Source organism: Paracoccus limosus, assembly GCF_009711185.1.
Lineage (GTDB): Bacteria > Pseudomonadota > Alphaproteobacteria > Rhodobacterales > Rhodobacteraceae > Paracoccus > Paracoccus limosus.
Genome location: NZ_WMIF01000024.1, coordinates 1 through 13,710, shown reverse-complemented (window position 1 = coordinate 13,710; position 13,710 = coordinate 1). Strand labels below are relative to the sequence as shown.

Below are 13,710 nucleotides of genomic sequence, written 5' to 3'. Positions count from 1 at the left end.
GGCCGGACAGCTTTTGCGGACTGGCAAAAGCGGAACCGGCGGAGCCTGTGGCCCCGCCGGTCGTTGGATCAGGCCGCCTTGGCCTTGCCTTTGACGATCAGGTGGTCGGGGCCGTAGGGGAAGCCGGTGATGTTGCGGTTGCCGGTCTCCTCGATCACCAGGATGTCGTGTTCGCGATAGCCGCCGGCGCCGGGCAGGTGGTCGGGGATGGTGATCATCGGCTCCATCGAGACGACCATGCCGGGTTCCAGCACGGTGTCGCAGTCCTCGCGCAGCTCCAGCCCGGCCTCGCGGCCGTAATAGTGGCTGAGGACGCCGAAGCTGTGACCATAGCCGAAGCTGCGATATTGCAGCAGGTTCTCGGCGGCATAGATCTCGTTCAGCTCGGCGGCGATGTCGGCGCATTTCGCGCCGGGGACCAGCAGCTCCTTGCCGCGGTCGTGGACCTTGCAGTTGATTTCCCACAGCCGCAGGTGTTCGTCGCTGGCATGTTCGGCAAAGAGCGTGCGCTCCAGCGCGACGTAATAGCCCGCGACCATCGGGAAGCAGTTCAGGGACAGGATGTCGCCGGCTTCGATCTTGCGTGCCGTGACCGGGTTGTGGGCGCCGTCGGTGTTGATGCCGGACTGGAACCAGGTCCAGGTGTCCATCAGCTCGCCCTCGGGCCAGGATTTCGCGATCTCGCGCACCATGGTGGCGGTGGAATGCAGCGCGACCTCGTGCTCCGGAACACCCACGGCGGCGGCTTCGACGCAGGCCGCGCCGCCGATGTCGGCGATCCGGGCCATTTCGGTGATATGGGCGATTTCCTCGGCGGATTTCACCATGCGCAGCCGCATGGCCGGGGCGGCAATATCAACGAATTCGACGCCGGGGAATTCGGATTTCAACAGCGCCAGAGTGTCCAGGTTGACGTGGTCGAATTCGATGCCGATCCGCTTGGCGCCGCCGATGATCTGGCGAATGGCGTGAAAGTAGTTGTCCTTTTGCCAGTCGGTATAGGTCAGGTTCTTGCCGCCAAAGGTGCGCCGCCAGGGCTGGCCGCCGTCGATGCCGGCACTGATCGAGGTGGCGTGCTGGTGATCGACGAAAAAGCCATAGCGCCGTCCGAACTGGCAGAACATGAAATCGGCATAGTAGTTGATGTTGTGATAGCTGGTGAACAGCGCCGCGTCGATCTTGTTGGCGGCCATATATTTGCGGATGTCGTCCAGACGGCGCTGCATCTCGGCATCCGAGAAGGTGCCCTTGGCCTTGCGCCCGTTGCCGACATAGTCCTGAAGTCTTTCGCGTTCGGTCATCTCATTCCTCCTCGTACAAGATTTCCTCGAAAATGCCGGCGATACTTGCACCGGTCAAAGGATCATTTATAAACCTGCATTTAGATTTTCTCATGAAAGACCTTCATGTCGCAACCGCCGCTCAATGCCTTGCGCGCATTCGATGCCGTCGCTCGGACCGGCAGCTTTCAGGCCGCCGCCGAGGATCTGCACGTCACCCAGTCGGCGGTCAGCCACCAGATCAAGCATCTGGAACAATGGCTTGGAGCGCCGCTGTTCGATCGCAGGGGCCGGTCGCCAAAGTTGCTGCCGCGCGCCGTCGCTCTGGCGCGCGACCTGACCATGGCCTTTGACGGCATCGATGCGGCCTGCCGCCGGGCCCGCCCGGCCTCGTCAGAGGGCGCGCTGGTGGTCGCGGCCATTCCCTCGGTGGCCATCTGCTGGCTGATCCCGCGCCTGCCCGCGTTCCGGGCCCTGCATCCCGACATCCAGCTGCGCGTGATCTATGCCCATCACGGCCACGAGATCGACTTCACCTCGACGGATGTGGCCTTCACGTTCGCCGACGCACAGCCCGTCGGTGAAGGCATCCTGTCCCATCCCTTCCTGTCGGGATGCAGCGTGCCGGTGGCGAGCCGCGCCCTGGTCGGGCCCGGCCCGACCGAGGCCTCGGCCGAGCGGCTTCTGGAACTGGGGCTTCTGCATGACACCGATCTTTCCGGTTGGAAGACCTGGTTTGCCCGCGCCGGTCTGTCGGCACCGACGCGCTTGCCGGGCAGCATCTTCGAGGATTTCAACCTGCTGCGCGCTGCGGCGCTGGCCGGGCAAGGCGTCGCACTGTGTTCGCTGGCGATGATCCAGCCCGATCTCGCCGCCGGGCACCTGGTTCAACTGTCGGATATCTCGGTTCTGGATGAGTTCGATTATTACCTGACCCAGTCCAACCTGACGCCCCGCGACGCAGGCCGCCGCAAGGCCAGGCAGACCTTCCTGTCATGGATCGAAGACGCGCGCACGCAGGCCTGAAGCGCCTAGGCCGCGGCTTGCATAGCGCCGCGCCCACCATGATCTGGATCTGGTTGTAAAGCATGATCGGCAGAACGATCATGCCAAAACCTGCGGCGCCCGCGAACAGCACCTGCGCCAGCGGCAAGCCGGAAGCCAGGCTTTTCTTCGAGCCGCAGAAAACCGCCGTAATCTCGTCCGCGCGCGACAGGCCCAGCCTGCGCGCCCCGGTCATGGTAAAGCCGATCACCGCAAGAAGCAGCACCAGGCACAATGCCCCTGCCAACAGCAATCCGCTAATCGGCAATACCTGCCAAAGCCCTGCCGTGACGGACTGAGAGAACGCGGAATAGATGATCAGAACGATCACCCACTGGTCATAGTCCGACAACCATCGGCTGTTGCGCTGCAACGGTCCACCCAGCCAGCGATGGGCAAGCTGGCCCAGGCCGAAGGGCAGAAGAAGCTGCAGGCACACGTCCGCCAGAGTCTGGCCAAGATCCGTCGCCTCGCTGGTCGCCGAACCGATCAACATGCTCATCAGCAGCGGCGTCAGCAAAAGCCCGAATACGTTCGATCCGGCGGAATTGCATACGGCGGCCGGCACGTTGCCCTTGGCCATGGCAGTATAGGCGATCGAGGATGACACGGCCGAGGGCAACACGCCCAGATAGACGAACCCGAGCGCCAGATCCGGAGGGAGGATCGAGCTGGGCAGCAATCTCAGCGGCAGAACCAGCAAAGGGAAGACCGCAAATGTTGTCGTCAGAATGAACAGATGCAACTTCCATCGCTTGAGCCCATCCAGGATAGTGCGCGGCGACAGTGCAGCGCCGTGCAAAAAGAAAAGCAGCGCCACGGCCGACGTGCCGAGCGTCTCCACAAGGCCGGCAGCAGCCCCGGTAGCCGGCATGACGGTCGCCAGCGCGACTGCGCCGATCATCAGCAGCAAAAAGGGATCGGTTTTCTTCAAGGCTACGACCTTTCCTGTACAATGCCGCTGTTGCGACGTCGGGCAAGGTTCTGAAGCTTCTTCACATTGGTCTGCAAATTGGTCTGGGTGGTCAGGCACGAGTGCCATCGCGCCATGCGATCAAGCACCGGAGGTCAAGTCTTCGCGCATGAACGGACAGCGATTAAGCTTTGCGCCGGAAATGCTGTGTGGCTGCCCGATCTCCAGCCATGTCATGTCCGGCGACAGGCGCGCTGGACGAAGGGCTCAGTCCAAAGGGTCCAACAGATGCGAACCTTTCGCAGCGAGATCGTTCCAGGCTATTTCAGCATGTGACCTGCGAGAACCATTCAGTCGAGCGAGACTTAGCAAGAGTTCGGAGAAGCCGAATGTTTCGCTCCAGTCCTGCAAATCTCCTTTCTGAAGATGCGGCAGAGCCAGAGAGCGCGGAACCCAGGCAAGCGCGCTGCCAATCAGCGCGAATTGCAGCGCCGCCGGCGTAAGCGCGGTTTCAGCATGGGGCTTGAACATGTCGAGATCGAAGCCCGGCCAGATCTCGTCCCGCACCACTTTGCCCAAGAACACATCGGTCGGATAAAGAATGACCGGCACCTCTTTTCGGTTCAGCGCTACTTCAAGAAGCCCCGCCTGGCGACTGGAAAAGACCGGAATCAACCGCTCGCGCCCCAGCACACAGGTCTCGATGAAATCCGGGTCGAAGATCAGTGGCTGGCATTCGCTACTATAGGATAGCATGAAATCCGCCTGCCGCGTCAGCAGCAGTGCATAGCAATCCTCGCGGTTGGCCGAGCGCAGGCGAATGTCGACATGGGCGGGCTCGGTGATCGTCTGAACTAGCAACGGCGCAATGGCGGTCGTGATCGCGTGCTGGCTAGCAATCACGATGCGGGTCTGCTCTCCGTCACCGCGCACCAGATCGCTGCGCAGCCTGCGCAGACTTTCCGCAAGGCCGCGCATCTCGTCGCAGCGCTCGAGAACCGAGCGCTTGAGTTCGGCCGGCTTGCGGCTGCGGTCGAACAGCTCGACTCCCAACTGCTCTTCGATCATTCGCAACCGGCGCGAAAAGGCCGATTGCGTGAGGAAGCGCCGTTCGGCCGCCCGAATCATGGATCCGGTATCGGCCACGGCAAGGATGTCGTCCAGCCATTCAAGCCGCATACTTCCTCGCAAAAGACGATACTTGCATTTTAGGCGCCACATTACGCATTTGCAATGCGTTTTTCTGCAATTGATCATGCATCAAGCGCTCTAAACAAGGATGACATCCATGCTGCTATCTCGTTTCCCGCGGATCTCCCTGGCCCACCTTCCGACACCGCTGGAAAGGATGGACCGGCTAAGCAAGGAACTGGGCGGACCGGAAATCTGGATCAAGCGCGACGACTGCACCGGCATGTCGACGGGCGGCAACAAGACCCGGAAACTGGAGTTTCTGATGGCGGAGGCCGAGGCACTGGGCGCCGACACGGTTATCACGCAGGGCGCCACCCAGTCGAACCACGCCCGCCAGACCGCGGCCTGCGCAGCCAAATTGGGCTTCGACTGCCATATCCTTCTGGAGGATCGCACCGGCAGCAAGGACGACAACTACAACTACAACGGCAACGTGTTGCTGGATCACCTGCACGGCGCGACAACAGAATGCTTCGCCGGTGGACTCGACATGAATGCCGAGTTGGAAAGGGTGGCCGACCGCATGCGTGCCCAGGGCCGCAAGGTCTATGCCATTCCGGGCGGCGGCTCCAACACCACTGGTGCGCTAGGATATGTGAACTGCGCCTTCGAACTGGTTGGACAGGCGAATGATCGCGGCCTGGTGATCGACCATCTGGTCCATGCTACGGGCAGCGCAGGTACCCAGGCGGGACTGATCACCGGTCTGAAAGCGATGAACGCGCAGATCCCGCTGCTGGGGATCGGGGTGCGCGCGCCAAAGCCCAAGCAGGAAGAGAATGTGTTCAATCTGGCCCGCGCCACCGCGCTGAAGATCGGCGCGCCCGAGGCGGTTCGCCGCGAGGATGTCGTCGCCAACAGTGATTACGTCGGCGAGGGTTACGGTATCCCGACGGAAAGCGGGCTGGAGGCTATCGCGATGTTCGCGGAACTCGAAGGCATCCTTCTGGACCCGGTCTATTCGGCCAAGGGTGCGGCGGGCATGATCGACCTGATCCGCAAGGGCCATTTCAAGAAGGGCGAGCGACTGGTCTTTCTGCACACCGGGGGTGCTGCGGCTCTGTTCGGCTATAGCGCCGCCTTCGACTTTACCGATCGTCGCGTCGGCTCCGAGGCCGCCTGAGCAATGGATATCCGGCCTTTTTCGCGCAGCTTCACCCAGCAGGAACCGATCCCCGAAGATGCGATCGCCGCAGCGGTCGAGGTCATGCGAACGGGCCGGCTGCATCGTTACAACACCGCCCCGAATGAGGTCTCGCAGGTGTCGGCGCTGGAAGGGGAAACCGCCGCCTGGCAGGGCAGCGCCTATGCGCTTGCCTGCGCATCGGGCGGCGCGGCCCTGCGGATCGCGCTGCGCGCGGCAGGGATCGGGGCGGGCGATGTCGTGCTGACCAATGCCTTCACCCTGGCGCCGGTCCCGGGCGCGATCGTCGCCGTCGGCGCGCGTCCGGTGCTCGTCGAGATCGACGAGAACCTGTGTCTCGATCTCGACGATCTGCAGGCCAGTATCACCGCCCACCGGCCCGCAGCGGTGATGGCCTCGCATATGCGTGGCCATCTTTGCGACATGGACCGGCTGAGCGACATTTGCGCAGCGGAAAACATCCCGCTGATCGAGGACTGCGCCCATACCATGGGTGCCCGGTGGCGCGGGCGGCGCAGCGGCTCGTTCGGGCTGGCCGGCGCCTTCAGCACGCAGACCTACAAGCATCTGAATTCGGGCGAAGGCGGGCTGCTGGTCTCGGACGATCCGGCATTCATGGCGCGGGCGATCCTGCTGTCGGGATCCTACATGCTTTATGCCCGGCATGGGGCGGCACCGGACGATGCCTGGTTTCGTGACGCGCGGCTGGACATGCCGAACACCTCTGCCCGCATGGACAACCTGCGGGCCGCGTTGCTGCGCCCGCAACTGGCACGCATCGAGGATGCGGTGCGGCGCTGGAACGAACGCTATCAAGCGGTGGCGGCCGTGCTGGCGGAATGCGCCCGGATTGTCCTGCCGAACCGGCCGTCCGAAGAGGAATTCGTCGGCAGTTCGATCCAGTTCCGCCTGCCCGGCATCACGCCAGAGGAGGCGCGCATCTTCGTCCGCGACGCGGCCGCGCTCGGGGTCGAGTTGAAATGGTTCGGGGATCGGGAGCCGGTAGGCTTCACTTCGGCGCATCAGAGTTGGCGCTATGTCGAACCGCAGGCGCTGCCTCGGACCGATGCAACTCTGGCCGGCCTTTTCGACATGCGGTTGCCGCTGACCTTCGGCCTCGGGGATTGCGACCATATCGCAAGGATCATCGTATCTTGCGCCGATAATCTGGTGAGGGAGCGGCCATGAGCACGCCGTGGCGCATTGGCATCCTGGGCGGCATGGGACCGGAGGCTACCGTGGCGCTAATGTTGCGCCTGATCGAGGCGACGCCCGCCAAGGACGATGCCGATCACATTCCGCTGCTGGTCGACATGAACCCGCAGGTGCCGTCGCGGATTGCCCGCCTGATCGACGGTCGGGGCGAAGACCCGGGGCCGGTGCTGGCCGAAATGGCAAGGGGACTGGAGCGGGCCGGGGCCCGGGCGCTGGCGATGCCTTGCAATACCGCGCATCACTATGCGCCCGTGATCCGCGAGGCCGTCTCCATCCCCTTTATCGACATGGTCGATCTGGCAGCGCGACAGGCGATGGCGAAAGCTTCCGACGGTGCGCCGGTCGGGGTGATGGGTTCGCCAGCGCTGCAACAGATCGGCATTTTCGATGCCGCACTGGCACGGTATGGCGGCCGCGCGGCCTATCCCTCGGACCAGCCTGCACTGTTGAGAGCGATCCGCGACATCAAGAGCGCGGGGCCTTCGGATGCAGCCGCCACGATCCTTGGGACCGCCGCAGCCGATCTGGCCGCCCAGGGCGCGCGGGTGCAGTTGGTCGCCTGCACGGAGTTTTCGCTGATCGCGTATGCGGCGGCGGAAAAAGCTGAAACGATAGACACGCTGGACGTGCTGGTCGAGGCCATGATTGGCGTTGCTTTTGGCGAGGCAAGCGGCCCGCAAAAAGGTGAAGGGACGGCGAATGCCGGAGCATGAGCGGCGCGCCATGGACATAATCAACGACAGGGAAACAAGACATGTTTGGACAACTTCGCAATTCCATGACCGCTGGCATCGTGATCCTCTGCCTGGCCGGCGCCGCCGGTGCCGAAACCATCGTTATCGGCCATTTCGGCAATCCGACACCGATGCAGGTCGCCGCCGCCGAAGGCAAGTTCTCCGAAGCCACCGGCTGGGACGTCGAATGGCGCAAATTCGCCTCGGGGTCTGACGTGATCGCAGCCATGGCTTCGGGCGACATCAAGATCGCTGAATTGGGTTCGTCACCGATGGCGATTGCCGCGACGCAGGGCGTGGACCTGGAAATGTTCATGCTGGCACAGGTGATCGGCTCGGCCGAGAGCCTGATTGTCCGGGACGGCGCGGGTATTGAGAAGATCGAGGATCTGAGGGGCAAGCGCATCGCGGTTCCGGTCGGCTCAACCGCGCATTTCTCGCTGATGGGCTTGTTGGACCACGCTCAGCTCGGCAGCAACGACGTGACCATCATGTCGATGCCGCCCGACCAGATCGCCGCTGCTTGGCAGCAGGAAGCCATCGACGCGGCTTTCATCTGGCAGCCCGTGCAGGAGCAGATCCTGAAGACAGGTAAGCGACTGGTTGGAGCTGAGGAGACGGCCGCCTGGGGATATCCGACCTTCGACGCCTGGGTGGTGAACAAGGATTTCGCCGCAGCACATAAGGATGGGATAATCGGCTTCATCCAGACCGTCGATGTCGCGAACAAGGCGTATCTGGAGAACAAGGCTGGCTGGACCGCCGACAGCGAGCCGGTCAAGGTGATCGCCACCTATACCGGCGCAGACCCGGCGCAGGTGCCTGCCATCCTTGAAGGCTATTCCTTCCTGCCCATCGCGGAACAGGCAAAGCCCGAATGGCTGGGCGGCGGCATCGCCGATGCGCTGAAATCCACCGCGCAATTTCTTAAATCCGCCGGCCGCATCGACAATGCGAGCGACGATTACACCCCTTTCGTGACGTCCGAATACCTTACGAGCGCGCAGTAAATCCATCCAACCAGTCCGCGGTCGCGGCCCGGCCAGATCGCGGCGAAAGGAAGGCAGTAGAATGGCATTGGAAATACGCGAAGCCTCGGTCATCTACCCGGCACAGTCCGGCAGGGCGCCGGTCGAGGCTTTAAGCAAAATCGATCTCACCGTAGAAGAACATGATTTCGTCGTGGCCTTGGGGGCTTCGGGCTGCGGCAAGTCGACACTGCTTAATCTGATAGCAGGCTTTTTGTCGCCCTCGTCCGGCAAGATCATGCTGGACGAGGCCGAAGTCTCGGGCCCCGGCGCCGACCGCTCGGTCGTGTTTCAAAAGCACGCCCTGCTACCTTGGCTCAATGTCCGCGAGAATGTCGCCTTCGGGTTGAAGCTCCGTGGTGAAGGGGCAACTGCTTATGCGGTCGCAGATCGGTTCATTGCGCTTTTGGGCCTAAAGGGATTCGAGAAATCGCCAGTCTATGCGCTTTCGGGCGGCATGCAACAGCGCGTCGGCATCGCTCGTGCGTTGACTTGTGATCCGAAGATTCTCCTGATGGACGAACCCCTGGGAGCGCTGGACGCGCTGACCCGCGAACGCGCGCAGGAATTGATCCTGGATATCTGGAAGAGCACCGGGAAAACGGTGTTCCTGATCACCCACAGCGTCGAGGAGGCGCTGTTCATGGGCACTAGGCTGATCGTCATGTCGCCGCGTCCCGGCCGGATCGCACATCGGTTCGATTTACCCTTCTCGCGTCGCTTCCTGAACGGTACGCCCGCCCGTCAAGTCAAGGCATCTCCCGAATTTATCGAGCTTCGCGAAGAGGTGCTGCGCATCATCTTCGCCGACGAGGAGCAGGCCGCATGAGCGATCAAAGCGCGATATCGCAGAATGACCGCAAACCGCGCGGCAGCGTTTTCCCGGCCTTTGCCAGGTCGCGACCGACAAGACCTGGGGAAACCTATGGCGTCCCCGGCCAGGGCAACACCACTTGGTTGAGTGTTGCCACCATCGTAGCGCTGATTTTCATATGGTGGGCCATTACTGCTGCGGGACTGGTGAAACCCCTCTTCGTGCCCTCGCCGCAATCCATCGTCCAGAAGTTCATCGATGTCTGGTTCAACGGCTATACCGGCGCGCCGCTCTGGCAGCATATCCTGATCTCCACCGCCCGTGTATTTGGCGCATTCCTGCTGGCATGCGTCATCGGGATTCCGCTGGGGCTGGCGATGGGCATGAGCCCGATCATGCGCGGCATATTCGATCCACCGATCGAGATCTACCGCCCGGTGCCACCACTGGCCTATCTGCCGCTGATGATCATCTGGTTCGGTATCGGCGAAACCTCGAAGGTGCTGCTGATCTTCCTGTCGGTTTTCGCCCCTATCGCGCTCGGCGCGCGGGCCGGCGTCCGTTCGGCCGCCATCGAGCAGATCCATGCTGCCTATTCCTTCGGGGCCACGCGCTGGCAGGTCATGCACCACATCATCCTGCCTTCGGCCATGCCCGAGATCCTGACCGCCATGCGGATCGGCATCGGCTTCGGCTGGACGACGCTGGTCGCAGCCGAGATGGTCGCCGCGACCAAGGGCATCGGCTACATGGTCCTGAGCGCCTCGCAGTTCCTGCAAACCTCGACGGTGATCATGGGCATCTTCGTCATCGCAGCCATCGCCTATGCCTTCGACATGCTGATGCGCTTTCTCGAGCGTCGCCTCGTGCCATGGAAGGGCAAGATGTAGCGCAATCGGACAATCAGACGAACAGAACGACCGGAAGGAAGCACATGATGGCTGTGACTCAGCTCAAGACCGCAGCGCGCGGCGCAAGCACGGATGCCGGCGATATCGAACAGACGGTCCGCTCTATCCTCACCGATATCGAAGATGGGGGCGAGGATGCCGCGCGTCGCTATGCCAACAAGTTTGACGGCTACGATGGCAACCTGATCCTGACCCGCGACGAGATCGACGCAGCCGGCGAGCAGGTCAGCCCGCAGCTCAAGGACGACATCCGCTATGCCTACGAGAACATCCGCAAGTTCGCTGAGGCCCAGAAAGCGACCATCGGAGATTTCGAGATCGAGGTGCGGCCGGGCCTGTTCGCAGGCCAGCGCGCCATCCCTTGCAACGCGGCCGGCTGCTATGTGCCGGGCGGACGCTATGCGCATATCGCGTCGGCGATGATGACGGTGACGACCGCGAAGGTTGCCGGATGCCGGCACATTGTCGCCTGCTCGCCGCCGCAAAGGGGCCAGGGCGTGCATCCGGCCATCGTCTATACCGCCGATCTTTGCGGCGCCGACACCATTCTGGCGATGGGCGGCGTGCAGGGCGTGGCAGCCATGGCCAATGGGCTCTTCGGCTTACCCAGCGCGGATATCCTTGTCGGCCCCGGCAACCAGTTCGTCGCCGAGGCCAAGCGGCTGCTTTTCGGTCAGGTCGGCATCGACATGTTCGCCGGTCCCACCGACAGCATGATCCTGGCCGATGACAGCGCCGATCCCGAATTCGTCGCCTGGGACTTGGTCGGCCAGGCCGAGCATGGCTACAACTCCCCGGTCTGGCTGATTACCGACGACCGCGGGCTGGCCGAAAGGGTCATGGCCCGGGTGCCGGCGCTGATCGCCTCGCTGCCCGAGATGAACGGCCGGAACGCCGCCGCCGCATGGCGCGACTATGCCGAGGTTTTCCTTTGTGACAATCGCGAGGAGATGGCGGCGCTGTCCGACCGGATCGCGCCGGAGCACCTGCACGTCCAGGCGCGGGACCTCGACTGGTGGCTAGGACGGCTGTCCTGCTACGGCTCCTTATTCCTTGGCGAGGAAACCACGGTGGCTTTCGGCGACAAGGCGTCGGGCACGAACCATGTCCTGCCTACCTCGGGAGCGGCGCGCTATACCGGCGGCCTGTCGGTGCATAAATACATGAAACTGGTGACCTGGCAGCGTGCCGCCCCCGAATCGGTGGTTCCGCTGGCGGAAGCGACGGCCCGGATCTCGCGGCTCGAGGGTATGGAGGGCCATGCGCGAACCGCCGACATCCGGGTCGAGAAATACGCCGCGATACGTCAGGCGAACCAGCACGTCGCAACGGGCCGTTGATCCATGGGCGGCTCGAACCCCACGCTCGTCTTCATTCATGGCTATCTGGGCGGTGCCGCTCAGTGGAAAGACCAGGTCGAGCACTTTCGGCATCGGTTCCGGGTAATCGCACCGGACCTGCCAGGCTTCGGCCGCCGCCACGAGGAGATCGCCCCGGATCGCATCGTCGATTTCGCGCGGGGCGTCCTGGAATATCTCGACAACCGCGGCGTCGGGCCTTTCATGCTGGTCGGGCATTCGATGGGAGGAATGGTCGCACAGGAAATGGCCATCCGGGCCGCGCATCGCGTCAGCCGGCTGGTGCTTTACGGGACCGGACCCCTCGGCACCCTGCCGGATCGGTTCGAACCGATCGCCACCTCGCAGGCACGTATCGAGATCGAAGGAGTGGAACCCGCCATTCGCCCCATCGTTGCCAGTTGGTTTCTGGCGGGTGCGAGCGCCCCCGCCTATAATTCCTGCGTTGATCTTGCAGGGCGCGTCAAAGCTCCGGCCGCGCTGGCCGCTCTTTCCGCAATGGAAAATTGGGACGGGCGTGAACAACTTGCTCGGATAAAGGCGCCTACGCTTGTGCTCTGGGGCGATCAGGACCGTTCCTATGGTTGGCGGCAGCCGGAGATGCTTTGGCGCGTCATCCCTGCAGCCGCGTTGGCCGTGATCCCTGGCAGCGCTCACAACGTGCATCAGGAAAAACCCGAGATCTTCAATCTATTGCTGGACGATTTTCTGAGTGATCCAATGCCAGTATCCCCGGAGGCGGCGCTGTGAGGGCACCGCAAAATATGACATGCCGTTCCTGACCTCGCGCCTTCCTGGCTTTGATGCCGCACGATCGTTCTTTCCAGGCTTTGCGGTTTCCTTCCTGGTCGCCGTAGCTGCCCAATTCCTCTCCGAACATTACGGCACTCCGGCAATGCTGCTGGCATTGCTCTTGGGGTTGGCCCTGAACTTTCTGGCGGATGACGGCACGCGGACCGCACCGGGCATCGCTTTCACCAGCCGTTCCGTGTTGCGGATCGGTGTAGCGCTCCTAGGCGCAAGAATCAGTGTCGACATGCTGGCAGGCCTGGGGGCGGCCGCAATTGCGCTGGTGGTCGCGGGCGTCATACTGACCATCGCCTTTGCCCTTCTGATAGCCCGTTGCGTCGGTCGTGGCTGGCGTTTTGCGTTGTTGACCGGAGGATTGGTGGCGATCTGCGGCGCATCGGCTGCCATGGCCATCGCCGCGGTTCTGCCTCGGCATGAGAAATCGGAGCGGGATCTGGTCTTCACGGTGCTGTCGGTGACGGTGTTGTCGACCATCGCCATGGTCGTCTATCCGATGCTTGCCCAACTGTTCCATTTCGATGCCCGAGACTCGGGGGTTTTCCTCGGCGGCACCATCCATGATGTGGCCCAAGTGGTGGGAGCAGGCTTCTCCATCGGACCCGAAACCGGCGAAACGGCGACGCTGGTCAAGCTGATCCGCGTTTCGATGCTGGCACCCGTGGTGCTGTGCTTTTCTCTCGCGATCCGGCAGATGGGTCTTGCCGATGTTTCCGATGGAGAGCGGCCCCCGTTGCTGCCCGGCTTCGTTGTCGGCTTCCTGGTGCTCGCCACGCTGAACTCGTTTGGGGCAATCCCGCAGGTCGTCTCAGACCTTTCTGGCGCGCTCAGCCGTTGGGCGCTGCTGGTCGCCATTGCCGCAGTCGGCATCAAGACTTCACTCGCCCGCATGATCGAGGTTGGCTTTGGCGCCATCGCATTGATTGTCGCCGAGACCGTTTTCCTCAGCCTGTTCGTGGTCGTTGGTTTACATATCCTTAAGTAACGTCGGTTGGTTATTAGGGAAATCTTTACCGTCCAGCGGCTCGCCTGCGATAGATCAGTGAATCGAAGCTCTGCGGCCTTCGATACCCTTCGCCGTGAATGTTGGGATTTCTTTCCAGCGCCGCCAGCTCGGCATCAAGTCCCGCCGTGCCGTTGTCTGTCAATCGGCATCCAAACGGCCCCCCCGATCGGCGCCCAAAAGTGACCCCTTTGGCGCGCGGTTGAGCAGGCCCGTGGCGGCGTAGCTTTCCAGCTGGCGCAGCCGACGCGGGCCTGCGTTTCGG

General features: G+C 62.7%; 12 protein-coding genes and 1 pseudogene. 10 read left to right on the top strand and 3 right to left on the bottom strand.

The window, feature by feature from the left end; translation table 11 throughout:
• Positions 1 to 68: 68 nt before the first annotated feature.
• Positions 69 to 1,301 carry an aminopeptidase P family protein gene (locus GL279_RS14855; protein ID WP_155065429.1) on the bottom strand — a complete coding sequence of 411 codons (1,233 nt, stop codon included), beginning with the start codon at positions 1,299 to 1,301 and terminating at the stop codon, positions 69 to 71.
• Between the two features lie 105 nt (positions 1,302 to 1,406).
• Between GL279_RS14855 and GL279_RS14850 the strand changes: the two genes are divergently transcribed.
• Positions 1,407 to 2,306, top strand: a complete 900-nt coding sequence (locus GL279_RS14850; protein ID WP_155065428.1) for a LysR family transcriptional regulator — start codon at positions 1,407 to 1,409, stop codon at positions 2,304 to 2,306.
• A 31-nt stretch (positions 2,307 to 2,337) separates the two neighbouring features.
• On the opposite strand, the pseudogene GL279_RS19455 reads toward GL279_RS14850, so the two are convergent.
• Both GL279_RS19455 and GL279_RS14840 read right to left on the bottom strand, forming a co-directional pair.
• Positions 2,338 to 3,366: pseudogene (locus tag GL279_RS19455) on the bottom strand (bile acid:sodium symporter family protein); the annotation flags it as partial.
• Between the two features lie 138 nt (positions 3,367 to 3,504).
• Entirely contained in the window at positions 3,505 to 4,416 is a 912-nt protein-coding gene (locus tag GL279_RS14840) for a LysR family transcriptional regulator (RefSeq protein WP_170293989.1), read from the bottom strand.
• Positions 4,417 to 4,525: 109 nt separating this feature from the next.
• On the opposite strand from GL279_RS14840, the gene cuyA reads away from it, so the two are divergent.
• The 9 genes from cuyA (at position 4,526) to GL279_RS14795 (ending at position 13,427) form a co-directional block, all read left to right on the top strand.
• A complete protein-coding gene (gene cuyA, locus GL279_RS14835; protein WP_155065426.1) occupies positions 4,526 to 5,554 on the top strand; it encodes a D-cysteate sulfo-lyase in 1,029 nt (342 codons plus the stop codon).
• A 3-nt stretch (positions 5,555 to 5,557) separates the two neighbouring features.
• On the top strand, positions 5,558 to 6,763 hold the full coding sequence (locus tag GL279_RS14830) for a DegT/DnrJ/EryC1/StrS family aminotransferase (RefSeq protein WP_155065425.1): 1,206 nt from the start codon (positions 5,558 to 5,560) through the stop codon (positions 6,761 to 6,763).
• Complete coding sequence (gene cuyB / locus GL279_RS14825; protein ID WP_155065424.1) at positions 6,760 to 7,503, top strand: cysteate racemase; 744 nt, start codon at positions 6,760 to 6,762, stop codon at positions 7,501 to 7,503. The genes GL279_RS14830 and cuyB overlap by 4 nt, the downstream gene beginning before the upstream one ends.
• A gap of 41 nt (positions 7,504 to 7,544) precedes the next feature.
• Positions 7,545 to 8,534, top strand: a complete 990-nt coding sequence (gene tauA / locus GL279_RS14820; RefSeq protein WP_155065423.1) for a taurine ABC transporter substrate-binding protein — start codon at positions 7,545 to 7,547, stop codon at positions 8,532 to 8,534.
• A gap of 61 nt (positions 8,535 to 8,595) precedes the next feature.
• The gene (locus GL279_RS14815; RefSeq protein WP_155065422.1) at positions 8,596 to 9,381 is read left to right on the top strand and encodes a taurine ABC transporter ATP-binding protein; all 786 of its coding nucleotides are present in this window, start codon (positions 8,596 to 8,598) and stop codon (positions 9,379 to 9,381) included.
• Between the two features lie 191 nt (positions 9,382 to 9,572).
• Positions 9,573 to 10,256: an ABC transporter permease subunit gene (locus GL279_RS14810; RefSeq protein ID WP_343039824.1), complete on the top strand. Its 684-nt coding sequence runs from the start codon at positions 9,573 to 9,575 to the stop codon at positions 10,254 to 10,256.
• A gap of 47 nt (positions 10,257 to 10,303) precedes the next feature.
• Positions 10,304 to 11,617, top strand: coding sequence for a histidinol dehydrogenase (gene hisD, locus GL279_RS14805; RefSeq protein WP_155065454.1), 1,314 nt, complete (start codon positions 10,304 to 10,306; stop codon positions 11,615 to 11,617).
• 3 nt (positions 11,618 to 11,620) lie between these two features.
• The gene (locus GL279_RS14800) at positions 11,621 to 12,385 is read left to right on the top strand and encodes an alpha/beta fold hydrolase (RefSeq protein WP_155065420.1); all 765 of its coding nucleotides are present in this window, start codon (positions 11,621 to 11,623) and stop codon (positions 12,383 to 12,385) included.
• Positions 12,386 to 12,404: 19 nt separating this feature from the next.
• Positions 12,405 to 13,427, top strand: coding sequence for a YeiH family protein (locus tag GL279_RS14795; protein WP_155065419.1), 1,023 nt, complete (start codon positions 12,405 to 12,407; stop codon positions 13,425 to 13,427).
• The last annotated feature ends 283 nt before the right edge of the window (positions 13,428 to 13,710 follow it).